The sequence below is a fragment of the Arsenicicoccus sp. UBA6765 genome (assembly GCF_002453335.1).
Classification (GTDB): Bacteria; Actinomycetota; Actinomycetes; order Actinomycetales; family Dermatophilaceae; genus Arsenicicoccus; species Arsenicicoccus bolidensis.
Genome location: NZ_DKGR01000002.1, coordinates 117507 through 140459, shown reverse-complemented (window position 1 = coordinate 140459; position 22953 = coordinate 117507). Strand labels below are relative to the sequence as shown.

21 protein-coding genes and 1 pseudogene are annotated in these 22953 nt (G+C 72.1%); 10 read left to right on the top strand and 12 right to left on the bottom strand.

What is annotated here, in order from left to right; genetic code table 11:
• Positions 1–10 precede the first annotated feature (10 nt).
• Positions 11–490: a hypothetical protein gene (locus tag B4K29_RS00685; RefSeq protein WP_286966175.1), complete on the bottom strand. Its 480-nt coding sequence runs from the start codon at positions 488–490 to the stop codon at positions 11–13.
• A complete protein-coding gene (locus tag B4K29_RS00680; RefSeq protein ID WP_286958765.1) occupies positions 487–1029 on the bottom strand; it encodes an RNA polymerase sigma factor in 543 nt (180 codons plus the stop codon). The genes B4K29_RS00685 and B4K29_RS00680 overlap by 4 nt, the downstream gene beginning before the upstream one ends.
• A gap of 72 nt (positions 1030–1101) precedes the next feature.
• Here B4K29_RS00680 and B4K29_RS00675 point away from each other — a divergent pair, with 72 nt between their 5' ends.
• From B4K29_RS00675 to ptsP, 7 genes are all read left to right on the top strand, one after another.
• On the top strand, positions 1102–1761 hold the full coding sequence (locus B4K29_RS00675) for a nitroreductase family protein (protein ID WP_286966174.1): 660 nt from the start codon (positions 1102–1104) through the stop codon (positions 1759–1761).
• A 247-nt stretch (positions 1762–2008) separates the two neighbouring features.
• Positions 2009–2770 (top strand): DeoR/GlpR family DNA-binding transcription regulator, encoded by a 762-nt coding sequence (locus tag B4K29_RS00670; RefSeq protein WP_019284737.1) that lies wholly within the window; start codon positions 2009–2011, stop codon positions 2768–2770.
• Positions 2767–3711, top strand: coding sequence for a 1-phosphofructokinase (pfkB, locus tag B4K29_RS00665; protein WP_239262813.1), 945 nt, complete (start codon positions 2767–2769; stop codon positions 3709–3711). The genes B4K29_RS00670 and pfkB overlap by 4 nt, the downstream gene beginning before the upstream one ends.
• A 39-nt stretch (positions 3712–3750) precedes the next feature.
• Entirely contained in the window at positions 3751–4197 is a 447-nt protein-coding gene (locus B4K29_RS00660) for a PTS sugar transporter subunit IIA (protein ID WP_286958011.1), read from the top strand.
• Entirely contained in the window at positions 4194–6134 is a 1941-nt protein-coding gene (locus B4K29_RS00655; protein WP_239262811.1) for a PTS fructose-like transporter subunit IIB, read from the top strand. Before B4K29_RS00660 ends, B4K29_RS00655 begins: the two co-directional genes overlap by 4 nt.
• Positions 6135–6296: 162 nt before the next feature.
• Positions 6297–6566 (top strand): HPr family phosphocarrier protein, encoded by a 270-nt coding sequence (locus tag B4K29_RS00650; protein ID WP_019284733.1) that lies wholly within the window; start codon positions 6297–6299, stop codon positions 6564–6566.
• A 7-nt stretch (positions 6567–6573) separates the two neighbouring features.
• Positions 6574–8262 carry a phosphoenolpyruvate--protein phosphotransferase gene (gene ptsP / locus B4K29_RS00645; RefSeq protein ID WP_239262809.1) on the top strand — a complete coding sequence of 563 codons (1689 nt, stop codon included), beginning with the start codon at positions 6574–6576 and terminating at the stop codon, positions 8260–8262.
• Between the two features lie 41 nt (positions 8263–8303).
• Here ptsP and B4K29_RS00640 read toward each other — a convergent pair whose 3' ends face one another.
• Positions 8304–9455, bottom strand: a complete 1152-nt coding sequence (locus B4K29_RS00640) for a GNAT family N-acetyltransferase (protein WP_286966173.1) — start codon at positions 9453–9455, stop codon at positions 8304–8306.
• A 143-nt stretch (positions 9456–9598) separates the two neighbouring features.
• On the opposite strand from B4K29_RS00640, the gene B4K29_RS00635 reads away from it, so the two are divergent.
• Entirely contained in the window at positions 9599–12241 is a 2643-nt protein-coding gene (locus B4K29_RS00635; RefSeq protein ID WP_286966171.1) for a DNA gyrase/topoisomerase IV subunit A, read from the top strand.
• 189 nt (positions 12242–12430) lie between these two features.
• Here B4K29_RS00635 and B4K29_RS18385 read toward each other — a convergent pair.
• The 6 genes and pseudogenes from B4K29_RS18385 to B4K29_RS00605 form a co-directional block, all read right to left on the bottom strand.
• Positions 12431–12760, bottom strand: a pseudogene (locus tag B4K29_RS18385) (DUF1345 domain-containing protein); the annotation flags it as partial.
• Positions 12760–13050, bottom strand: a complete 291-nt coding sequence (locus tag B4K29_RS00625) for a hypothetical protein (protein ID WP_286958016.1) — start codon at positions 13048–13050, stop codon at positions 12760–12762. The gene B4K29_RS00625 and the pseudogene B4K29_RS18385, both read right to left, overlap by 1 nt.
• A 23-nt stretch (positions 13051–13073) precedes the next feature.
• On the bottom strand, positions 13074–14048 hold the full coding sequence (locus B4K29_RS00620) for a sucrase ferredoxin (RefSeq protein WP_286958017.1): 975 nt from the start codon (positions 14046–14048) through the stop codon (positions 13074–13076).
• Positions 14049–14088: 40 nt separating this feature from the next.
• Positions 14089–15471: a TrpB-like pyridoxal phosphate-dependent enzyme gene (locus B4K29_RS00615; RefSeq protein WP_286958018.1), complete on the bottom strand. Its 1383-nt coding sequence runs from the start codon at positions 15469–15471 to the stop codon at positions 14089–14091.
• Positions 15472–15558: 87 nt separating this feature from the next.
• Positions 15559–17031: an APC family permease gene (locus B4K29_RS00610; RefSeq protein WP_029210000.1), complete on the bottom strand. Its 1473-nt coding sequence runs from the start codon at positions 17029–17031 to the stop codon at positions 15559–15561.
• 79 nt (positions 17032–17110) lie between these two features.
• Positions 17111–19273: a DNA gyrase/topoisomerase IV subunit B gene (locus B4K29_RS00605; RefSeq protein ID WP_286966170.1), complete on the bottom strand. Its 2163-nt coding sequence runs from the start codon at positions 19271–19273 to the stop codon at positions 17111–17113.
• A gap of 210 nt (positions 19274–19483) precedes the next feature.
• On the opposite strand from B4K29_RS00605, the gene B4K29_RS00600 reads away from it, so the two are divergent.
• Complete coding sequence (locus B4K29_RS00600) at positions 19484–19693, top strand: DUF7455 domain-containing protein (RefSeq protein WP_029209998.1); 210 nt, start codon at positions 19484–19486, stop codon at positions 19691–19693.
• 91 nt (positions 19694–19784) lie between these two features.
• Entirely contained in the window at positions 19785–20258 is a 474-nt protein-coding gene (locus B4K29_RS00595) for a DUF456 domain-containing protein (protein ID WP_019287066.1), read from the top strand.
• Positions 20259–20287: 29 nt separating this feature from the next.
• Here the strand turns inward: B4K29_RS00595 and B4K29_RS00590 are convergent, their stop codons facing one another.
• From B4K29_RS00590 to B4K29_RS00580, 3 genes are all read right to left on the bottom strand, one after another.
• Positions 20288–20776, bottom strand: a complete 489-nt coding sequence (locus B4K29_RS00590; protein ID WP_286966169.1) for a DUF3040 domain-containing protein — start codon at positions 20774–20776, stop codon at positions 20288–20290.
• A 107-nt stretch (positions 20777–20883) separates the two neighbouring features.
• The gene (gene dinB, locus B4K29_RS00585) at positions 20884–22143 is read right to left on the bottom strand and encodes a DNA polymerase IV (protein ID WP_286966168.1); all 1260 of its coding nucleotides are present in this window, start codon (positions 22141–22143) and stop codon (positions 20884–20886) included.
• Between the two features lie 12 nt (positions 22144–22155).
• The gene (locus tag B4K29_RS00580; protein ID WP_239262787.1) at positions 22156–22947 is read right to left on the bottom strand and encodes a methyltransferase domain-containing protein; all 792 of its coding nucleotides are present in this window, start codon (positions 22945–22947) and stop codon (positions 22156–22158) included.
• Positions 22948–22953: the final 6 nt, after the last annotated feature.

Below are 22953 nucleotides of genomic sequence, written 5' to 3'. Positions count from 1 at the left end.
CACGGAAGCGTCAGAAGAGCCGCAACGGTCCGGGGGCGGTCGTGCCCGGCTTGCGCGCCTGGGTCACGGCTCCGACGTCGAAGCCCGCCGGGACCCGTTGCCCCACCTGGGCGGTCGAGGCGTCGCTCGCCGGGGCCACCGAGGAGGACCGGTCAGGAAGGAGGCCGCCCTGCTGGGCGACCACCACACCGCCGACGACGGCCGCGGCGGCGGCGGTCGCGGCGATGGTCTGCCACCGCCCACGAGGGCGGCGAGCCCCCCGACCCTCGCGGGCGATGCGCTGCCAGCGCAGGTCGTCGGCCGGCAGCGGGGTGATGTCCTCGCGCTGGGCGCGGAAGAAGTCGGCGACGGGATCGTGCTGGTCGAGCCGGCCGTCCTCGTCACGGTAGGGCTCGTCACGGTAGAGGTCGTCGCGGTAGGGCTCGCCGCGCTCGCCGAAGGACTCGCCGAAGGGATCGCGACCGCGAGGGTCCCGGGTCGACGGGCTCATCGGACTCCCTCCAGGATCGGGGCGAGGCGGGCCCGCGCGTCGTACAGGTCGCGCTTGACCGCGCCCTGGGACTTGCCGAGCTGTTCGGCGACCGTGGCCACCGGCAGGTCGGCGAAGGAGTGCAGCATGACCGCCATCCGCAGCCGGTCGGGCAGCGACTGGACGGCGTCACGGACGGTGAGCGTCGTCGAGTGGTCGGTGTCGACGGTGGTCGTCTCGTCGCCGACCTTGCCGTAGGCGATCGCCTCACGACCGCGCTTGCGCCAGTGGTCCCGCACGAGATTACCCGTGGCGGTGTAGAGCCACGCGCGCGGCTCGTTGACCGAGTCGATGTGGCGCAGCAGCTTGACGAACGCCTCCGTGGCGAAGTCGTGCCCGAGGTCGGGGTCGCCGACGAGCTTGGTCGCCCAGCCTGCGAGCATGCCGTAGTGCGCGCGGTAGATCTCGCGCACGGCGTCCTCGGTGGCCGTCTGCGGACGCGCCACGATCCTCCCTCCCCACACCCGGGGGACGTCGAGGGCGATCGTTGCTGTGGTCATGCCCCTTCGACGTCCCTGTTCCCTCATGGGTTGGGTGCCGATCCAACGCGGTCACTATGTCACGCTCTGGTGATGGACCACGGCACCCTCGTCACCACGCGTCGCATGCGCCGCCGCTTCGACCCCGACCGGCCCGTCCCGCGCGAGGTGCTCGTCCGCGCGCTGACCGAGGCGACGCACGCGCCGAGCGCCGGCTGGGCCCAGGGCTGGGACTTCGTGGTCCTGGCGCGGCGGCTTGACGTCGAGCGGTACTGGGAGGCGACCCGTCGACCCGGACCGCCCGACGCGTGGCTGCGCGGCCTGCTCACGGCGCCCTGCCTGGTCCTGGTGTGCAGCGACCCCGAGAGATACCTCGACCGCTACGCCGAGCCGGACAAGGGGTGGCAGGACCGGTCCGTCGACCGGTGGCCCATCCCCTACTGGGACGTCGACGCCGGGATGGCGGCCCTGCTGGCGCTGCTGGCGGTCCACGACGAGGGGCTGGGCGGACTGTTCTTCGGCGTGCCCGGCGACCGTCATGACGCCGTGCGGGAGGCGTTCGGCATACCGGCCGACCGGCGCCTCGTGGCGACGCTGGCCCTGGGACATCCCCACCCCGACGGCGACCGCGGGACGAGGGGCAGCGCGTCCCGGGCGCGTCGGCCCGTGTCCGAGGTGGCCCACGAGGGCACCTTCGGGCGGCCGTTCGTCGAAGAGCGGCCCACGTCGACCGGGTATGACGCACCGGCCTGACCACTCACCACGGAGTCCGGTTACCCCTGATCGGACATCCCACGCGCCCGGTCGGACACGATCCTCGTGCTCGATCGCCGCAAAGCGCGCCAGCCTCCCGTGTTTGTTCGCGACATCTCTGGCAGAACAAACACAACCGGGTATACGGTTACGGCATCATGGAGCCGCGGCCGTCTGGCCGGGCCTCGCGGAGCTCCGCACGTCGTCGTCGACGAGCGGGCCAGGCCCCGACGAAGGAGAGGTCGCTGTGCACCAGCACGAGCGTCACCAGCTGATCGTGGAGCGATCCCGCTCGCAGTCCCGCGTCGAGGTCGCCGTGCTGGCGGCCGAGCTCGACGTCACGCCCGAGACCATCCGCCGCGACCTGACCGTCCTGGAGCGCCACGGCCTGGTGCGTCGTGTCCACGGCGGGGCGATCGCCATCGAGAAGCTCGCGTTCGAGCCCACCACCCAGATGCGCTCGGAGCAGCGGACCGCCGAGAAGTCCGCCATCGCCCAGCGCGCCCGCGAGCTGGTCCCCGTCGACGGCAGCATCCTCCTGGACGCCGGCACGTCCACCCTGGCGCTCGCGCACCTGCTGCCCACCGGCGGCGAGCTGACCGTCGTCACCAACTCCCTGTCGATCGCCCAGGCCGTCAGCACGCGGGAGGACATCTCGCTCTATCTCCTCGGAGGTCGCGTGCGCGCCAAGACGCTCGCCTCTGTCGGCTCCTGGTCGGTCGACGCGCTGCGCGACATCCACGTGGACGTCGCCTTCATCGGCACCAACGGCCTCACGCCGGACGAGGGGCTCACCACGCCCGACCCGTCCGAGGCCACCGTCAAGCGCGCCATGGTCACCGTCGCCCAGCGCGTCGTGGTCCTGGCCGACCACAGCAAGATCGGCGTCGCCCACTTCTCGCGGTTCGGGCGGCTGAGCGACGTCGACACCATCGTCACCGACAGCGGCCTCGACCCCGAGACCGCCGCAGAGCTCGAAGCCCACGGCCCGGAGGTGGTCCGCGCGTGATCCTGACCCTGACACCCAACCCCAGCGTCGACCGCACCATCGCGGTGACGACGCTGCAGCGTGGCGCCGTGCAGCGCGCCACCGACTCGCGGCTCGACCCGGGAGGCAAGGGCATCAACGTGTCCCGGGCCCTCGCGGTCAACGGCACCGACACGATCGCCGTGCTCCCGGTCGGCGGCCCCCAGGGCCAGATCATGCAGACCCTGCTGCGCGAGATCGCCCTGCCCGTCGAGGCCGTCGAGATCGCGGGGAGCATCCGCGCCAACGTCGGCATCGTCGAGCCGGACGGCACCACCACCAAGGTCAACGAGCTCGGGCCGGCGCTGTCCGAGGACGAGGTGGCGGCGCTCCTGGCCGCCGTCGACCGCGCCGCCGGCCGGGGCCTCACCTGGCTCGTGGGCTGCGGCTCCCTGCCCCAGGGCCTGGACCCCGCCTTCTACGTCGACCTGGTCCGCCGCGGCCACGAGGCGGGTGCCAAGGTGGCCATCGACTCCAGCGGCCCACCGATGGCCGCGGCCGTCGCCGCCTCCCCCGACCTGATCAAGCCCAACGACGAGGAGCTCGAGGAGCTCGTCGGCCGCCCGCTGGCGACCGTGGGCGACGTCGTCGACGCGTGCCGCACCCTGATCGCCGGCGGCGTCGGCAGCGTCGTGGTCAGCCTGGGCAGCAAGGGCGCCCTCCTGGTCACCCCCGACGAGGTCGCGCACGCCGCCGCCACCATCACCAACCCGCTGTCCACCGTGGGCGCCGGGGACTCCCTGCTCGCGGGCTACCTGCACGCGCTGAGCCGTGGCGACACGCCGTCGGCGGCGCTGCGCACCGCCGTCGCGTTCGGGTCGGCCGCGGTCTGCCTGCCGGGCACCGAGGTGCCGACTCCCGAGGATGTTGCGAGGATCGACGTCAGGGTCAGCGACCCGGTCGACCTCACCCTGTCTCTCTGAGACGCCGCTCACCAGACCCCACCCCATCAAGGAGAGATCATGTCCCTCATCACCGATAAGCAGGTCGTGCTGGACCTCCGCGCCACCGACCGCACCGACGCCACCCGGACCCTGGGCGAGACCCTCGTCGCGGAGGGGCGGGTGACCGACCTCGAGGGCTTCCTCGACGACGTGCGCAAGCGCGAGGAGCAGATGGCGACCGGGCTGCCCGGCGGCATCGGCATCCCGCACTGCCGCTCCACGCACGTGACCGAGCCCTCGCTCGTCTTCGGGCGCTCCCGCGAGGGCATCGACTGGGGGTCCGAGGACGGGCCCGCCACCTTGATCTTCCTCATCGCGGCGCCCGAGGGCGGCGGCGAGGACCACCTCAAGATCCTGGCCATGCTCGCCCGCAAGCTCATGCGTGCCGAGTTCAAGGAGTCCCTGCGCAACGCCGTGACCCCGGCCGAGGTCGTCCAGATCGTCCGGTCCGAGGTCGAGCAGTGAGGCTGGTCGGCGTCACCAGCTGCCCCACGGGCATCGCGCACACCTACATGGCCGCCGAGGCCCTCGAGCAGGCGGCTCGCGAGGCCGGCCACGAGATGGTCGTCGAGACCCAGGGCTCGGCCGGCTCCGAGCCGCTGGACCAGGCCGTCATCGACGCCGCCGACGCCGTGATCTTCGCCCACGACCTCGAGGTCAGGGACGCCGGCCGGTTCGCCGGCAAGCCGACCGTCGACGTGGGCGTCAAGAAGGCCGTGTCCGGGGCCCCTGCCCTGGTCGCCCAGGCGGTCGAGGCCGCGGAGCAGGCTCGTACGGCGGCGCCCGCCGTCTCGGGTGGCTCGGCGTCCGGCGACACGTCGGGTGGCGCCCGCTCGCTCTCCCTGGTCGGCGTGACCAGCTGCCCCACCGGCATCGCCCACACCTACATGGCCGCCGAGGGCCTGGAGCAGGCGGCCAAGGAGGCCGGCCACACCATGGTGGTCGAGACCCAGGGCTCGGCCGGCTCGGAGCCGCTGGACCAGTCGGTCATCGACGCCGCCGACGGCGTGATCTTCGCCCACGACCTCGAGGTCAGGGACGCCGGCCGGTTCGCCGGCAAGCCGACCGTGGACGTGGGCGTCAAGAAGGCCGTGTCCGACTCCCCCGCCCTCATCGCCGAGGTCGAGCGGCTGGTCGCCGAGCGAGGGAGCTCGACGGCGTCGGCCACCCCGACGGCCGCTGCGAGCACCGCCGCGACGACGGGGGCGACGTCCGCCCGCGAGACCGAGCGCGTCGGCACCGGCACCAAGATCCGCCAGTGGCTGATGACCGGCGTGTCCTACATGATCCCGTTCGTCGCGGCGGGCGGCATCCTCATCGCCCTGGGCTTCATGCTGGCCCAGCTGTTCGGCGGCAAGCAGGGCGCCATCGACGTCACGTCGATGTACACCCTCAACCCGGCCGGGGCCACCGACAAGGTCACGGTCCTGCAGAACGCCTTCAACCCCGGCAACGGGATGCACTGGGCGGCGCTGCTGTTCCTGATCGGCGGGGCGGCCTTCAACTTCCTGGTGCCGATCCTGTCGGGCTTCATCGCCTACGGCATCGCCGACCGGCCGGGCCTGGTCCCGGGCATCGTCGGCGGCTTCATCGCCAACACCATGGGCGCCGGCTTCCTCGGCGGCATCGTCACCGGCTTCATCGCCGGCTTCGCGGCGCGCTGGATCGCCGGGTGGAAGGTCCACAAGGGCATCCGCGGCGTCATGCCGGTCGTCGTCATCCCGTTGCTGTCGACCCTGATCACCGCCGGCGCGATGATCCTGATCCTCGGCCGCCCGATCAAGGGCCTGATGGACTCCCTGAGCAGCGCGCTGACCGGCATGTCCGGCTCCAACGCGATCCTGCTCGGTCTCATCCTCGGCCTGATGATGGGCTTCGACCTGGGCGGTCCCGTCAACAAGGTGGCCTACACCTTCGGCACGACCGGCCTGTCCGCCGTGGCGGCCGGGGCGACCGACGCCCCACAGCTCAAGATCATGGCTGCGGTCATGGGCGCGGGCATGGTCGCACCGTGGGGCATGGCCCTGGCGACCGCCCTGCGACCCAAGCTGTTCACCAAGGCGGAGCAGGAGAACGGCAAGGCCTCGTGGCTGCTCGGCGCGTCCTTCATCTCCGAGGGCGCGATCCCGTTCGCGGCCGCCGACCCGTGGCGCGTCATCCTGTCGTCCATGGTGGGGTCGAGCATCACCGGCGCGCTGATCATGGCCTTCGGCTCGGGCAGCCGTGCGCCGCACGGCGGTCTGTGGGTCACCCCGCTGATCACCAACCCGCTGATGTTCCTCCTCGCGGTCATCGTCGGATCCGTCGTCACCGGGCTGCTCGTCGTCGCGCTCAAGGGCGCCGACAAGAGTCGCCGGGCCGTGGCGGACACCCCCGCGGCGCGGGACGCCGTCGCCGCCTGATCCGCCCGCACCACCCGCACCGCCACCACCGCACCGCTGCACCACCCTCACTGGTGCACCAGCTCCACCAGCTGCACGAGCCCGGTATGACGGGGACCACGTTCCCGGCATACCGTGAGTCCCACGACCTGACCCCCGCACAACTCAGAAGGATTGATCCTCATGGCATCTCGCAACGTCACCATCGCCTCCTCCGTCGGCCTGCACGCCCGCCCGGCCTCGATGTTCGTCCAGGCCGCCACGGCCACGGGCCTGCCCGTCACGATCGCCAAGGAGGGCCAGACCCCGGTCGACGCCCGCAGCATCCTGGCCGTCATGGCCCTGGGCGCCAAGCACGGCGACGTCGTCACCCTGTCCGCCGAGGGCGACGGCGCGGAGGACAAGCTCGGCGAGCTCGTTGCCCTGCTCGAGCGCGACCTCGACAACGAGTGATCTCGCGATGACCGACGCCCCCCACCGCCAGCTGAGCGGCATCGGCGTGAGCGTGGGCACGTCGGCCGGACCTGTCGTCCAGGTCCGGCCGGCGCCCACGGCCCCCGCCAACGAGCCGGCCGCAGCCGACCCTGCCGCCGCCAAGGCCCAGGTCCGCGAGACCATGGAGCAGGTCGCGGCCGGGCTCGAGGCCCGCGCCGCCAAGGCCGACCCCAAGGCCGCCACGATCCTGCAGGCCACCGTCATGATGGCCCGCGACCCCGGCCTCGCCGGCGGGATCGACACCCAGCTCGACGCCGGCAAGGGCCCCGCGACCGCCGTGACCGCGGCCGTCGAGGAGTTCTGCACGATGTTCGAGTCGCTCGGCGGCTACATGGCCGAGCGCGTCACCGACCTGCGCGACGTCCGTGACCGCACGGTCGCCCGCCTGCTGGGCGAGCCGGAGCCGGGAGTCCCCCAGTTCGACGAGCCGAGCGTGCTGGTCGCCCACGACCTGGCTCCCGCCGAGACCGCGACCCTCGACATCGACAAGGTGCGCGGGATCGTCACCGAGGCCGGCGGGCCGACCAGCCACACCGCGATCCTCGCGGCCCAGCTGGGCATCCCCGCCGTCGTCCGGGTGCAGGGCGCCCTGCAGATCCCGGCCGGCACCGTCGTGGCACTGGACGGCGGGGTGGGCGAGGTCATCGTCAACCCCACCGACGACGAGCAGGAGCAGCTCGCCGAGCGGTCCCGCCGCCGGGCGGCCGCCCTGTCCAACGTGAGCGGCGTCGGGGTCACGCGCGACGGCACCAAGGTCGCGCTCCTCGCCAACATCGGCACCGCCGAGGACGCCGAGAAGGCCGGCAAGATGGACTGCGAGGGTGTGGGCCTGTTCCGCACCGAGTTCCTCTTCCTGGACCGCGACGACGCGCCCACGCTGGAGGAGCAGACCGCGACCTACACCCGCGTCTTCGAGGCCTTCCCCGAGCGCCGCGTCGTCGTGCGCACGCTCGACGCGGGGGCCGACAAGCCGCTGGCCTTCGCCGACCTCGGCGAGGAGGAGAACCCCGCCCTCGGCGTGCGCGGCCTCCGGCTGCAGCGCGAGCGCCAGGACCTGCTGGACACCCAGCTCCAGGCTCTCGCCGCGGCCTACCAGGCCACCGGGGCGGACGTGCGCGTCATGGCCCCGATGGTGGCCACCCGCGAGGAGGCCCGCTGGTTCGCCCAGCAGGTCAAGGCCGTCGGGCTGCCCAAGGGCGGCACGATGATCGAGGTCCCGGGTGCGGCGATCCGCGCCAAGGACATCCTCGAGGTCTGCGACTTCGCGTCCCTCGGGACCAACGACCTGTCGCAGTACACCATGGCCGCCGACCGCATGCAGGGCGCCCTGGCTCCCCTGCTGAGCCCGTGGCAGCCCCCGCTGCTCGACCTGGTCAAGATGGCCTGCGAGGGTGGCCGCGCGACCGGCAAGCCGATCGGCGTGTGCGGCGAGGCCGGCGGCGACCCGCTGCTGGCGCTCGTGCTCGTCGGTCTCGGGGTCTCGTCCCTGTCCATGGCCACGCCCAAGCTGGCGGCCGTGCGCACCGCGCTCAGCCTCCACGAGCTCGGGACCTGCCAGCGGATGGCGACGGCGGCCCTCAAGGCTCGCTCGGCGCGCAAGGCCCGCCAGGCCGTCCTCGACCTGGCCGACCCGATCATGATCGACCTGCTCTGACGGTCTGATCAGCCGGCCCTGCCGGTGCGAGGCCCGGTGCGCTACCCCCTTGGCGCACCGGGCCTCGTGCTGCCGGCGTCCCCCTCGTCCATCGTGTCGGCCGGGTCCACCTGCTGCACAACGTCCGCGGCGTCCGTCGGGTATCGGTAGACCGCCAGGCTGTCGGTGCGGTGGTAGCCCAGGCTCTCGTAGAGGCGCAGCGCCCCCGTGGGGTTCTCGGCGTCGACCCCGAGCCCGGCGGACGCCATGCCGGAGCCTGCGAACCTGCGCATCGATTCCTGCAGCAGCGCGGACGCCACGCCTCTCCCCCGGTGGCTGCGCAGCACCGTCAGCTGCTCGGTCCACCCCTCGGTGTAGCCCTGGGCGGCCCAGTCCTGCTCGTAGGCCGAGCTCATCGCCAGGCCCACCATGGCCCCCGTGGCGTCGTCCACCGCCAGCACCGACCAGTCCGGGCGGAAGCTCGCCGACGTCAGCTGCTCCTGCCACATGTCGGGGGTCGTGCCGGCATAGGCCCAGTGGTCGCGGAAGCCCTCGTCCAGCACCGCCAGCGCCTCGTCCGAGCGAGACGGGTCCCAGTCGAGCAGGCGCACTCCTCGGGCCGACCCGACCAACCCGACCGGCACGACCGGCACAACCGGCACGACCGGCACGACCGGCACGGGAGTGTCCAGCCACCGCCCCATGCCGAAGAAGTACCGCACCGCCTCCAGCCCCGCGCGCTCCGCCAGGTCGCGCAGCTCGGTCTGGTGGACGGGGGCCGACAGGCGCATCTGGAGCGGTCCGTGGCCCTCCCTGCGGGCGGCGCGGTCCCAGGCCACGCCGTGCGCCAGCTCCCACCGGAGCAGGGCCGTGCCGATGCCCTCGCCGCGCCGGCTCGGGTCCACCACTCCCCCGAGGTGCACCCGGCGGACCTCCGTGATCGACCGGTTGCACCCCGACCACCCGACGGCCACGAGGGCACCGCCGCCGTCGTGCCCGAGGATCAGGTCCTCGTCCGGGACCGACCGTGGGGAGTCCCAGTACTCTTCGATGTCGCTCAGAGACATACGCTCGGGATTGCGGTCGTGGGCCTCGGCCTCGGCATAGAGCCGTGCGATCGCCGGCACGTCGGCGCGATCACCACGACGCCAGGTGATGCCGGGCAGGGCATCCAGGTCCGCCAGGGCGGTCTGCTCGGCAGGGATGGCAGTCATGCCTCGATCCTGCGCCGCGGCCCGGGACCGCACAACCGCCTTTCCTCGGCGCCCGATCCGGCGGGCCCGGCGCGCCATACGGCCCGTCACCCGACCCCCGGGGCAGGATGGGGCGGATCCGCTCGCGAAGGAGATTGCACCTGATGGCGCGTCGCACGACCGCACCGACCCTGGACGACGACTTCGTCGAGAACATCATCGACATCGACGTCTCCGACGAGATGCAGCAGGCGTTCCTGGAGTACTCCTACTCGGTCATCTTCAGCCGGGCGCTGCCCGACGCGCGCGACGGCCTCAAGCCGGTGCAGCGACGCATCCTCTACGGCATGCACGAGCTGGGGCTGCGCCCCGACCGCGGCCACGTCAAGTCCTCCCGCATCGTCGGCGAGGTCATGGGCAAGTACCACCCCCACGGGGACACCGCGATCTACGACGCCCTCGTGCGCCAGGCGCAGCCGTTCACGATGCGGCTGCCCCTGGTCGACGGGCACGGCAACTTCGGCTCCCTCGACGACGGTCCGGCGGCCAGCCGCTACACCGAGGCGCGCATGGCCCCGTCCGCGCTGGCCATGCTCGCCAGCCTGGACGAGGACACGGTCGACTTCGTCCCCAACTACGACGAGCAGCTCACCCAGCCCGGGGTGCTGCCGGCGGCCTTCCCCAACCTCCTCGTCAACGGTGCCTCGGGCATCGCGGTCGGTATGGCGACCCAGATGCCGCCGCACAACCTCGTCGAGGTCATCGGCGCGGCCCGCCACCTCATCGCCCACCCGGACTGCTCGCTCGACGACCTGATGAAGTTCGTGCCGGGTCCGGACCTGCCCTGCGGGGGCCGGATCATCGGCCTCGAGGGCATCCGCGACGCCTACCTGACCGGACGCGGCAGCTTCAAGACGCGCGCCACCTGCCGCGTCGAGAGCATCACCGCCCGCAAGAAGGGCATCGTCGTCACCGAGCTGCCCTATCTCGTCGGCCCGGAGAAGGTGCGCGACAAGATCAAGGACCTCGTCCAGTCCAAGAAGCTGCAGGGCATCAGCGACTTCAAGGACCTCACCGACCGCAAGCACGGGCTGCGGCTGGTCATCGAGATCAAGAACGGCTTCAACCCCGACGCGGTCCTGGAGCAGCTCTACAAGCTGACGCCGATGGAGGACTCCTTCGGCATCAACAACGTCGCCCTCGTCAACGGGCAGCCCCAGACCCTCGGGCTCAAGGACCTGCTGCGGGTCTACGTCGACTTCCGCACCGACGTGGTGCGTCGCCGCTCGCAGTTCCGCCTCGGCAAGAAGGAGGACCGCCTGCACCTCGTCGAGGGGCTGCTGATCGCGATCCTCGACATCGACGAGGTCATCCAGGTCATCCGCACCTCCGACGACGCGGGCATCGCGCGGGCGCGGCTCATGGACGTCTTCGAGCTCTCCGAGCCTCAGGCGACCTACATCCTCGACCTGCAGCTGCGCCGCCTCACCAAGTTCTCCCGCATCGAGCTGGAGAACGAGCGCGACGAGCTCCTGCGCGAGATCGCCGAGCTGCGCGAGCTCCTCGGCGACGAGGCGCTGCTGCTCCGGCTGGTGTCCACCGAGCTGGCCGACGTCGCCAAGCAGCACGGCACGCCGCGCCGCACGGTCCTGCTCGAGTCCGCCGGCACCCCGGCGACCTCGGCCACGCCGCTCGAGGTCGCCGACGACCCCTGCTACGTCCTGATGTCGTCCACCGGGCTGCTGGCCCGGACGTCGGACGCCGGTGGCCTGTCCAACGAGGGCGGTCGGTCCAAGCACGACGCCGTGGTGGCGGCCGTGGCGACGACCGCGCGCGGCGAGGTGGGCCTGGTCACCTCGACCGGTCGGGTGGTCCGACTGTCCGCCCTCGAGCTGCCGACCCTGCCACCGACCAACGGCGCCCCGTCGCTGTCGGGCGGTGCGCCCCTCGCGGCCTACGTCGAGCTGGGCAAGGACGAGGTTCCCCTCACGATCATGTCGCTCGCCCCGGAGTCCCGCGGCCTGGCCCTCGGCACCGCCCAGGGCGTGGTCAAGCGGGTGACGACGGACTACCCCGGCAACCGCAAGGAGTGGGAGGCCGTCTCGCTCAAGCCGGGCGACCGCGTCGTCGGCGCGGTCGAGCTGCGCACCGGGGACGAGCACCTGTGCTTCGTGACGACGGACGCGCAGCTGCTGCACTTCCCGGCCTCGGTGGTCCGGCCCCAGGGCCGCACCGCAGGCGGTATGGCGGGAATCCGCCTGTCCCCCAAGGCGTCCGCGCTATGGTTCGGCGCCATCGACCCGTCCGCCGAGACGGTCGTCGTGACCGGGGCGGGATCCGCCGGAGCCCTTCCGGGCACGGAGACCCCATCGATCAAGGTCACCCCTCTCGGCGAGTACCCCGCCAAGGGCCGCGCCACCGGCGGGGTCCGCTGCCAGCGCTTCCTGCACGGCCAGGATCAGCTGGTCCTCGCCTGGGTCGGCGCCCTGCCCGCGCGGGCCTCCGGGCCCAACGGCGTGGCGGTGCCGCTCCCCGAGGCGACCGGCAAGCGGGACGGCTCCGGGCTCCCGGCCAAGGGGCCCATCGCCGGGATCGGCGGGCCGCTGCCGACCGAGTCGCCCGTGAGCGCCGGGGCCGCCGCCGCGTCGTCGCCGACGAGCTCGGACGCCGCCGGCACGGCCGAGGGTGGCGAGGGGCTCTTCGACCTGCCGCCCAACACCGGGCCGACCCGCGAGCGGGTCGTCGTGGACCGGGACGACTACGACCCCGACAGCCTCGACGACGTGGTGCAGACCTCCACGGAGTGACCCGCCGGCTCGCCGGTGGTCATCGATCCGACCTTGCGACCTTGCGACTCTGCGACCTTGCAACGCCGCGACGCGCGCAGCGGTCAGCCGTATGGAGCACGCGCGGCCGGCGAGGAGCAGCGACACCAGGATCGCGATGATCACGGTGTTGAACGCGAAGGCCACGAGCGCGTGGACCATCATGGCGCGGCGCATCTGCCTCGTCGTGACCGAGACGTCGGTCGTCCCGAAGGTCACCTGCCCGTTGAGCGAGTGGTAGAGGTAGTCGCTGAAGGCTCGCTCCTCGGTGCCCGGGAACTCCAGGCCGCCCTCCGTGAGGTCCAGCCGCGCGTAGTGCAGGGCGTAGGACAGCACGACGTTGCACCAGGACACGACCACCGCCACGATGCACCCCACGAGGGCCCAGGGGATCGCGCGCGCGTGCGGGTTGGTCGCGAGGACGAGGCACACCCCGAGCGCGAACACCGAGAGCTGGATCGACCACGACGGAGCGGACCCCACCCCGAAGGACCGACGCATCAGTCGACGCGCCACCCCTCGCGTCGCTCCGCGTGCACCGAGGCCAGGACCTCCCGCCGCAGGTCGGCGCCGCCCAGCCCGTGGAAGGCCCGCCAGGTGAGCCAGGTGTAGACGAGGATGAAGGCGATCATGGCGCTCAGCGGCATCATGATCACGAACTCGTCCACCTCGATCCCCAGCCGGCCTCTCGTCAACGGGCCGACCACCACGAAGGGTGCGAACGCGCCCATCGCGATCAGGCTGCGGGTGGTGTCCGAGGACAGGCGGGCGGGTCGGGACGGCGCGCTCATGGCTCACGACCCTAGCGCGCTGGTCACACCTGCTCGTCGACGTAGAACCGGTGCGCCGGGGCGGGGTCGTTGCCGCAGGAGTCGTAGAGGCGCTCGCCCGTGGGCTCCTTGTGGACCCGCAGCCGCCACGCGCGACCGTCCTCGTGCGCGACCCTGACCTGCGCGTCCCACTCGTCGCCGCTCTCGATCCGGCTCGTCAGGGCCCTCAGCGTCGTCTCCTGGGTGCGCGCCCGGACCCAGGCCTCGGCGGCCTGGACGGGCAGGTCGAGGTGGCTGCGGCCACGGTCGTGCGCGGCGTCGAGGGCGGCGGGGCACAGCTCGCGCCGCGCCTCGGCGTCGACGACCTGGACGGCGAGCTCGCCGGTCAGCCGGGCGATCGTGTGTCCGCTGGGCAGCGCGATGCCGGTGGCGGCGAACCGGTGGCCGCCGGTGTGGGTGCACTCCCACACCTGGCCGGGGCGGTGCCGCGCACCCTCGAGCACCACCGGCCTGCCCCGAACGGCGCAGCACACGTCCCGCTTGCCGTTGGTGCAGACCAGGAGGATCCCGGCGTCGGTGCGGTGCAGCCCGGGCAGGGCCTGCAGCACCGCGTCCGGTCCCTGGTCGACCAGGGCACCGAGGTCCAGGCCGAGCAGGTCGGCGGGGTCGACGATCGCCCCGGCGAGCAGCCAGGGGCCGCCGGACGCGCCCCGCAGGTCACCGGCGACGAAGACCTGGCGCGGTGCCCCGTCGGCCTGGGACCGGCGGTCGGACACCGAGCGGATGAGCACCAGACGCCCACCGGCCAGGGCACAGGCACCCTCCAGCCGGTCCCCCAGCGCGGGGTCGAGCCAGGACTCGGTGAACGCATCCCTGCCCCACGGGCCGGGCTGCTCGAGGGCGATCCAGAAGTCCGCCATCGCGGCGGTCCCGCCCACCGGGTGCCCGGCCCCCTCCCAGGACAGCGAGCAGGCCGTCTCCGGCAGCTTGGAGGTCGGGTCAGGGCGCTCTGAGGTCACCCGCCCACCCTATGACGGAGAGCGCGGTCGTCGGCCGCCGTCACGACGCGCGTACCTCGGGCAGGGCGGCCATCGACCCCCGCAGGTGGGCGTCGAGGTCGGGGTCGTCCGCCGCCGACGAGCGCAGCCTTCCCGCCGTGTGGTCGCCGTAGGCCGGCAGCTCCAGGTGCCCGTGGCCCGAGAGCCCCACGACCACGACCTTCTCCTCGCCCGACTCCGCGCAGCGACGCCCCTCGGCGACGAGCTCCGCGATCGCGTGGGTCGACTCCGGCGCCGGGATGATCCCCTCGCACCGGGCGAACAACGCGCCGGCGTCGAAGCACTCGGCCTGCTCCTTGGCCACCGCCTCGAGGTGCCCGTGGTGGTAGAGGTGGCTGACCAGCGGCGCCATCCCGTGGTAGCGCAGCCCGCCCGCGTGGATCGCGCTCGGCATGAAGCCCGACCCGAGCGTGTGCATCTTCATCAGCGGCGTCATCCCCGCGACGTCGCCGGAGTCGTAGGCGTAGGTCCCGCGCGTGAGGCTCGGGCACGCCGCGGGCTCCACGGCCCGCAGCGCGGGCGTCATACGGCCGGCCCAGGTCTCCCGCAGGAAGGGGAAGGCCAGACCGGCGAAGTTGGACCCGCCCCCGGTGCAGCCGATCAGCAGGTCGGGGGTCTCCCCGACCTTGGCCAGCTGCAGGAGGGTCTCCTCGCCGATGATCGTCTGGTGCAGCAGCACGTGGTTGAGCACGGACCCGAGGGCATAGCTGGTCGTGGGGCTCTGGACCGCGGCCTCCACGGCCTCGGAGATCGCGATGCCCAACGATCCGGTCGTGCCCGGGTGCGAGGCCTGTATGACGCGCCCCGCCTCGGTCAGGTCGCTCGGGCTGCGGTGGACCTGCGCCCCGAAGGTCTCCATCATCAGCCGCCGGTAGGGCTTGGAGTCGAAGCTGCCCGCGACCTGCCAGACCTCGCACTCCATGGCGTACTGCGCGCAGGCGAACGCCAGGCTGGCGCCCCACTGGCCCGCGCCGGTCTCGGTGGTGAGCCGGGTGATGCCTGCCTGGTGGTTGTAATAGGCCTGAGGCACGGCGGAGTTGGGCTTGTGGGAGCCGGCGGGCGAGACGCCTTCGTACTTGACGTAGAGCCGGGCAGGGGTGCCGAGCTCGCGCTCGAGACGGGTCGCCCGGATCAGCGGGCTCGGCCGCCACAGACGATAGACCTCCTGGACCTCCTCCGGGATGTCGTAGTAGCGCTCGGTGCCGAGCTCCTGCTCGATCAGGGCCGGCGGGAAGAGCGGCGCGAGGTCCTCGGGGCCGACCGGTTCGTGGGTGCCGGGGTGCAGCATCGGTGGCAGCGGCTCCGGGAGGTCGGCGACGATGTTGTACCACCTCGTCGGCATCTCGGACTCGGCGAGGGTGATCCGGTGCTGCGGTGCGTCCATGACCGCAATCTAGCGACGACCGCGCCCGCCCGCGAGACATGTCTCGGTCGGGCGGGCGTGGTCGCTTCGTCGTGGTGGACGAGGCGATCAGGTCCAGGGACGGCCCTCGCGCTGGCGGTTGAGCTCGTCGTGATGGATGCCGAGCTCCTCGATGTGCTCGGGCTTGTTGGTGCGACCGGTGCCGATGAACCGCGTCGACAGCCAGTGCAGCAGCCAGAGCACGACACCGACGACCAGCAGCACCGCCGCGACCTGGTAGTCCTTGGGGTCGCGCTTGGACAGCGGGGAGGCGAGGAAGCCGCACAGGACCGCGCCGATGACGGGGATGACCGTCGGCGCCTTGAAGTGCCGGTGCTCGACCTTGTCGCGCCGCAGCACGAGCACGGCGATGTTGGTGATGGTGAACACGATCAGCAGCAGGAAGGACGTCGTGCCGCCGAGCGCCTTGAGGTCGGCGAACCAGACCAGGCCGAAGGCCAGCACCGTGGTGAACAGGATGGCCACCCACGGCGTGCGCCGCTTGGGCAGGATCCGCCCGAGGGTGACGGGCAGCACGCCCTCGTGCGCCATGCCGTAGAGGAGGCGCGAGGCCATCAGCATGTTGATCAGCGCGGAGTTGGCGACGGCGAACATCGTGATGACGGCGAAGATCGCGATCGGGAAGGCCGGCGCTCCCGCCTGGACGACCTTGAGGAGCGGGGTCTCGCCCTCGCCGAGCTCGGCGGGCTTGACCAGCGTGACCGAGGCGATGGCCACCAGCACGTAGATCACGCCCGTGATCGACAGGCCGATGAGCATCATCTTGGGGAAAGTCTTGACGGGGTCCTTGGTCTCCTCGGCCATGTTGACCGAGTCCTCGAAGCCCACCATGGCGAAGAACGCGAGGGCCGTGGCGGAGGCGACCGCCGTGAAGAGGTTCGAGCCCTCCTTGACGTTGAACTGGGTGAGGGTCGCGGCGTCGCCCTTGCCCTGCATGATCGCCCACACGCCGATGGCGATGATGATGAGCAGGCCCGACAGCTCGACGATGGTCAGGACGACGTTGACCTTGACGCTCTCCCCCACGCCCCGCAGGTTGATGATCGCGACGAGGGCCATGAAGCCGAGGGCGGCGAGCAGGAGCATGGTGCCCCCGGACTCCCAGCCGAAGTGGGCCGCCTTGTTGAGGTTGCCGGCGAAGGCCTGGGCTGCGCTGGAGGCCGAGGTGAGACCCGAGCACATGACGGTGAAGCAGACCAGGAAGGTCAGGAAGTGCACCCCGAAGGCCTTGTGGGCGTAGACCGCGGCTCCACCGGCGCGGGGGTACTTCGTAACGAGCTCGAGATAGCTGAAGGCGGTCAGCATCGCGACGATGAAGGCGCACAGGAATGGAAGCCAGACCGCCCCGCCGACCTCCTTGGCCACCTTGCCGGTCAGCGCGTAGACGCCGGTGCCGAGGATGTCGCCCACGATGAAGAGCAGCAGCAGACCGGGTCCGATCGCGCGGTTCAGCTCGGGCTTGCCCTCGCCGGCGCTGGGTTCGGCCGTGCCGGTCATCGGCGACGTGTCGTTGTCACTCATGGCGGACACGATCACTGACGAAACAGGTTTCGTCCAGCCAGGATCGCCCCGGATGCCCAGATCGTGACCGTATGACGGCTCAGGCGTCGATGCGCTCGGCGTCGAGGGAGTGCGCGGAGTCCACGATGAAGTCCTTGCGCGGCGCGACCTCGTTGCCCATGAGGAGCTCGAAGACGCGCTCGGCCGCCTCGGCGTCCGCGAGGGTCACGCGGCGCAGGGTGCGCTGGCGTGGGTCCATCGTGGTCTCGGCCAGCTGGTCGGCGTCCATCTCGCCGAGGCCCTTGTAGCGCTGCATCGGCTGCTTGATCCGGCGTCCCTTGCGCTCGAGCTGACGCACCGTGGTGCGCATCTGCTGCTCGTTGTAGGTGTAGATCAGCTCGTTCTTGCGCGAGCCCGCCCCGACGACCTCGATGCGGTGCAGCGGCGGGACCGCGGCATACACCCGGCCTGCCTCGACCAGCGGACGCATGTAGCGGAAGAAGAGCGTCAGCAGCAGCGTCCGGATGTGGGCGCCGTCGACGTCGGCGTCGGTCATCACGATGACCTTGCCGTAGCGCGCCGCGTCGAGGTCGAAGCTGCGGCCGCTGCCGGCGCCGATGACCTGGATGATGGCCGCGCACTCGGCGTTCTTGAGCATGTCGCCGACCGAGGCCTTCTGGACGTTGAGGATCTTGCCGCGGATCGGGAGCAGGGCCTGGTGGTCGGAGTCGCGCGCGAGCTTGGCCGTGCCCAGGGCGCTGTCACCCTCGACGATGAACAGCTCCGAGCGCTCCACGTCGCTGCTGCGGCAGTCCGCCAGCTTGCTCGGCAGGGTGCTGGTCTCGAGGGCGTTCTTGCGGCGCTGCGTCTCCTTGTGCTGACGGGCCGAGATGCGGGACTTCATCTCGGAGACGACCTTCTCCAGCAGAAGGCTGGCCTGGGCCTTCTCCCCCCGCTTGGACGAGGTCAGCAGGGCGGTCAGCTCGCGCTCGACGACCCGGGCGACGATGGCGCGCACCGCGCTGGTCCCCAGGACCTCCTTGGTCTGCCCCTCGAACTGCGGCTCGGCGAGGCGCACCGTCACGACGGCCGTGAGGCCGGCGAGGATGTCGTCCTTGTCGACCTTGTCGGTGCCGACCTTGAGCCGCCGGGCGTTGACCTCGAGCTGCTTGCGGAAGACCTTCATCAGAGCCTGCTCGAAGCCGCTGACGTGGGTGCCGCCCTTGTGCGTGTGGATGATGTTGACGAAGGACTCGGCGCGCGTCTCGTAGCCGGTCCCCCAGCGCACCGCCACGTCGACGGTGCACTCGCGGGTCATCTCCGTGCTGACCATGTGGCCGCGGGCGTCGAGCTGCGGCACCGTCTCGGTGAACTCGCCGCTGCCCTGCAGCCGCCAGACGTCGGTCAGCGCCGGGTCCGAGGCGAGGAACTCCGCGAACTCGCTGATGCCGCCCTCGTTCTGGAAGGTCTCCTCGTAGACACCCTCGCCGTCGAGGTCGCGCTCGTCGCGCACCGCGATGGCGAGCCCTGGGACGAGGAAGGCCGTCTGCCGAGCCCGCGAGACGAGGTCGGCGCGGTCCAGGCCGGCGTTCTTGAGAAAGATCTGGTGGTCCGCCCAGTAGCGGACCCGGCTGCCCGTCACGCCCCGCTTGGCTTTGCCGACGACCTGCAGCTCCGAGGTCTGCTCGAACGGCGTGAAGGTGTTGTCCGGACCCGGCGCACCAGCGTCGTCGAAGGTGCCGGGCTCGCCCCGCCGGAAGCTCATCTGGTAGGTCTTGCCGCCGCGGTCCACCTGCACGTCCAGCCGACTGGACAGGGCGTTGACCACGCTGGCGCCCACGCCGTGCAAACCGCCCGAGGCGGCATACGACCCGCCACCGAACTTGCCGCCCGCGTGCAGCTTGGTGAAGATCACCTCCACGCCGGACAGGCCGGTGCGGGGCTCCTTGTCGACGGGCATGCCCCGTCCGTTGTCGCGCACCACGACCGAGCCGTCGCGCCCGAGGACGACCTCGATGTGGTCGCAGTGGCCGCCCAGCGCCTCGTCCACGGCGTTGTCGATGATCTCCCACAGGCAGTGCGTCAGGCCTCGGCTGTCCGTCGACCCGATGTACATGCCCGGTCGCTTGCGGACGGCCTCGAGGCCCTCCAGGACCTGGAGGTGACGGGCCGAGTAGGTGTCGCTGCCCGCACCGGCTGGGCTGGCTGTGCTGGTTCGGCTCGCTCGGCTCGCTGGGCTTGCTGTGGTCGTGGCTTCTGGCACGCTCGGCAGGGTACCCGCCGGGTATGACACCCCCGTGAAGACTCGCCATGCACCGCTCGTCCGGGGAGGTCGGGCCACGGCTGGCGCTCCGCCCAGCGAGAAATGCGCGGGTGGGAACGAATGCACGTGCTTGACTGTTGTCACCGCCGTAGAGGCCGCACCCACAGCCGTCCGGGAGCGACCCCCACTGACGTGAAAGAGAGGCCCATCGTGACCACCGCACTGGCACCGACCGAACTCACCGCAGCCGACCGCTGCGACCGTTGTGGCGCGCAGGCCTACATCCGAGCCCGTCTCGCGTCCGGAGGTGAGCTGCTCTTCTGCGCCCACCATGGTCGCGAGCACCTGGATCGCCTGCGTCCCCTGGCTACCGACATCGACGACCAGACCGACCGGCTCCACGCGTCGTCGACCAGCTGACGGCGCCGCACCACCGTCCGCGAGGACGGCACGACGAGACCCCCGACCGACGACGGCGGGGGTCTCGTCGCGCTGCCCCTAGGCTGGGCACGTGACCACCACCCTGACCGTCCTGCTCGCCGTCTGCGTCGTGATCGGGCTGCTGGGGATCGTGATCCCCGTGCTGCCCGGCCTGCTGCTCGTGTGGGGCGCCGTCCTGGTGTGGGCCGTCGTGACCCAGACGTGGTGGCTCGCCGTGCTGGTGACGGTGCTGTATGCCGTGGGCCTGGCCCTGCAGTACGTCCTGCCCGGGCGCCGGTTGCGCACCGGCGGGGTCCCGACCCGGTCGCTGGCCGCGGGCGTCCTCGTGGCGGTCGTGGGCTTCTTCGTCATCCCGGTCGTGGGGGCCGTCGCCGGCTTCGTGCTCGGCGTCTTCCTGTCCGAGCTGCAGCGCCTCGGCTCGACGGGCGCGGCCTGGCCGTCGACCGTGCACGCGCTCAAGGCGGTGGGCCTGTCGATGCTGATCGAGCTGACGGCCGGCCTGCTGATCAGCGCGTCCTGGGCCGCAGCGCTCATCTGGGCCTAGCAGAGGCCTCGTTCAGAGCTCCCCGCGGTCTAGAACTCGCCGCGCTGACGACGCTCGTCCCACCGCTGCTCCAGCCGCTGCATGAAGGTCCCCGACCGGGGGGTCCGGTCTCGGGGCAGGCGCCCGGCGGCACCCGGTGCCCGGTCGGCACGCCTCATCTTGGTGGCGCCACCGGCTCGACCGACGCCCGGGCGACCGACGCGCCTGCTGGTGCGCTGCTGCACCGTGCCGTCCTCGCCCACCGCTCCGAGCTTGCGCCTCGGTGAGGCCAGGGCGTAGAAGCCGGCCGCCACCATGATCAGGAACCCGATCACGCCGATCCATACCTGCTGCTGCGTCACGCCGAGGAGGACGACCCCGAGACCGGCGAGGACGCCGATCGCGCCGAGGATGTAGCGCCGACGGCGCCCTGGCGTCGAGCTGGCGCTCGCGAGCTGGGCCGCGAAGCGCGGGTCCTCGGCATACAGCGCCTGCTCCATCTGCTCGAGCAGCGCCTGCTCACGCTCTGAGAGCGGCATCTCGCTCCCCTCCCTCGGGGTCGTGCGGTCGTGAGGTCCTCGAGGCCGGGTCGCGCGGCGCGGGTGCGCCGTCAGAGCGGTCTCCGTAGGACTCAACGAAGATGATCTCAGGATAGATCCCGGCGAGGGGTTGTGGTAGATCCGTCCCCAGGTCGGACCAGACTCGCCGGACGCACCGCACCGGCCCCGAACCTCGCGCTGGCCCGGTCGACCGCACGCTCGGCGTCCCGCCACCCGTGCTCGCGCTCGTCCAGCAGGCCCTGGCGCGGCACCAGGCCGGCGTCCTCGAGGCCCTCGAGCCGGACCCCGACGAGGCGGACGCGGGCGCGCTGCAGCCCCAGGGCGTCGAACAGGTCTCGGGCGGTGCGATAGACGTCATGCCCGACGTCGGTGTGCTCGCGCAGGGTCTTGGCGCGGGTGATCGTGGTGAAGTCGGCGAACCGGACCTTGATCGAGACGGTGCGCGCCATCATCCCCTGGGACCGCAGCCGGGCGGTGGAGCGGTCGGCGAGCTTGAGCAGGTGCCGGTGGATCTCGACCGGGTCGTCGATGTCGTGGCCGAAGGTCTCGTCGGCGCCGACGCTCTTGTCGACGTGGACCGGGGTGACGCTGCGGGGATCGCGCCCCCATGCCAGCTCGTGCAGCGAGGCGCCCATCGCTGGGCCGAGGGCCCGTTGCAGCGTCGCGACCGGGGTGTGCGCGATGTCGGCCACCGAGCGCAGCCCCAGCCGCAGCAGGGTCTCCTCGGTGCGGTCGCCGACCCCCCAGAGCGCGGCGACCGGCAGCTGGTGCAGCGTCGCCACGACCTGGTCGACCGGCACGACGCGCAGGCCGTCGGGCTTGGCGAGGCCCGACGCGAGCTTGGCGACGAACTTCGTGGGGGCGACGCCGACCGAGCAGGTGATGCCCTGCTCGTCGGTCACGGCGTCACGGATGTGGTGGGCGATCTGCGTCGGGCGTCCGTGGGTGTGGACCGACCCCGACACGTCGAGGAAGGCCTCGTCGACGGACAGCGGCTCGACGACGGGGGTGACCGAGCGGAAGACGGCCATGACGCCGCGCGAGACCTCGGCGTAGCGCTGGTGGTCGGGCCGCAGGACGGTCGCGTTGGGGCACAGCCGACGGGCGCGAGCCATCGGCATCGCCGAGGCGACGCCGTAGCGGCGCGCCTCGTAGGTCGCCGAGAGCACCACCCCTCGCGTGCCGCCACCGATGATCACCGGGGTGCCGACGAGGTCGGGATGCTCGAGCAGGGTGACGGAGGCGTAGAACGCGTCCATGTCGACGTGCAGGACGTGGCACCCGGTGTCGTCGAGGGCCCCGGCCTGCGCCTCCTGGTCCTCGAGGCGGAACTGCCGCCGGCTCACGGCGCGCCCGTCTCAGTGCCGCGCGGCGATGACGTGCAGGGCCGCGCCGAGCTGGGCGAGGATCGCGAAGTCCGGGTGGCTCGCGGCCGCGCGCTCGAGGTCCAGCAGCGCCATGCGGTCGGCCTCGGAGTCCACCAGGGCGGAGGGGACGAGGTCGCTGAAGATGCGGACGCCGTGGGTGTCGGTGATCTCCAGGCCGGCGGCCTCGACGAGCGCCGAGACCGAGGACAGGTCGAACCGGCGGGGCAGCGGGTCGGCCGCTCCCCACGTGCCCTCGGGCGTGGTGAGGGCGTGCTGGGCCTGACCGAACTGCCCGGCGATCGCCCGGGCGAGCACCACGGCGAGCCGCTGGGCGACGACCAGGCTGAGCACGCCGTGGGGCGCGAGGGCGGCGCTGATCTGCGCGAGGGAGTCGCTCGGGTCGTCCACGAACTCCAGGACGCCGTGGCAGCAGACCAGGTCCGCGGTGCCGACATCGTGCACCTCGCGGAGCGTGCCGGCGTCGCCCTGGACCCCACGGACGCGGTCGTCGACGCCGGCCTCGCGGGCGCGCCGGCCGAGTGCGGCGAGAGCGTCCGGGCTGGGGTCGACGACGGTGACCTCGTGCCCGAGCCCGCCGAGCGCGACGGCGACCCCGCCGGTGCCGCCACCGAGGTCGAGGACCCGCAGCGGCCGGTCGAGCTGGGCGGACAGGTCGTCGGCGACGGACTGGACGGCCTCCCACACGGCGGCGGTGCGCAGGTTGGTCTCGACACCGGTGCCGCGGGAGCGGCGGGCCGCGGGTCGGTCCGCGTGGTCGGGCATCGCTGG

Bases quoted from the DNA above. Each gene is read 5' to 3' on its own strand.
- B4K29_RS00685 (WP_286966175.1), bottom strand. From the start codon at position 490: ATGAGCCCGTCGACCCGGGACCCTCGCGGTCGCGATCCCTTCGGCGAG.
- B4K29_RS00680 (WP_286958765.1), bottom strand. From the start codon at position 1,029: ATGACCACAGCAACGATCGCCCTCGACGTCCCCCGGGTGTGGGGAGGG.
- B4K29_RS00675 (WP_286966174.1), top strand. From the start codon at position 1,102: ATGGACCACGGCACCCTCGTCACCACGCGTCGCATGCGCCGCCGCTTC.
- B4K29_RS00660 (WP_286958011.1), top strand. From the start codon at position 3,751: ATGTCCCTCATCACCGATAAGCAGGTCGTGCTGGACCTCCGCGCCACC.
- B4K29_RS00650 (WP_019284733.1), top strand. From the start codon at position 6,297: ATGGCATCTCGCAACGTCACCATCGCCTCCTCCGTCGGCCTGCACGCC.
- ptsP (WP_239262809.1), top strand. From the start codon at position 6,574: ATGACCGACGCCCCCCACCGCCAGCTGAGCGGCATCGGCGTGAGCGTG.
- B4K29_RS00640 (WP_286966173.1), bottom strand. From the start codon at position 9,455: ATGACTGCCATCCCTGCCGAGCAGACCGCCCTGGCGGACCTGGATGCC.
- B4K29_RS00635 (WP_286966171.1), top strand. From the start codon at position 9,599: ATGGCGCGTCGCACGACCGCACCGACCCTGGACGACGACTTCGTCGAG.
- B4K29_RS00625 (WP_286958016.1), bottom strand. From the start codon at position 13,050: ATGAGCGCGCCGTCCCGACCCGCCCGCCTGTCCTCGGACACCACCCGC.
- B4K29_RS00615 (WP_286958018.1), bottom strand. From the start codon at position 15,471: ATGGACGCACCGCAGCACCGGATCACCCTCGCCGAGTCCGAGATGCCG.
- B4K29_RS00610 (WP_029210000.1), bottom strand. From the start codon at position 17,031: ATGAGTGACAACGACACGTCGCCGATGACCGGCACGGCCGAACCCAGC.
- B4K29_RS00590 (WP_286966169.1), bottom strand. From the start codon at position 20,776: ATGCCGCTCTCAGAGCGTGAGCAGGCGCTGCTCGAGCAGATGGAGCAG.
- B4K29_RS00580 (WP_239262787.1), bottom strand. From the start codon at position 22,947: ATGCCCGACCACGCGGACCGACCCGCGGCCCGCCGCTCCCGCGGCACC.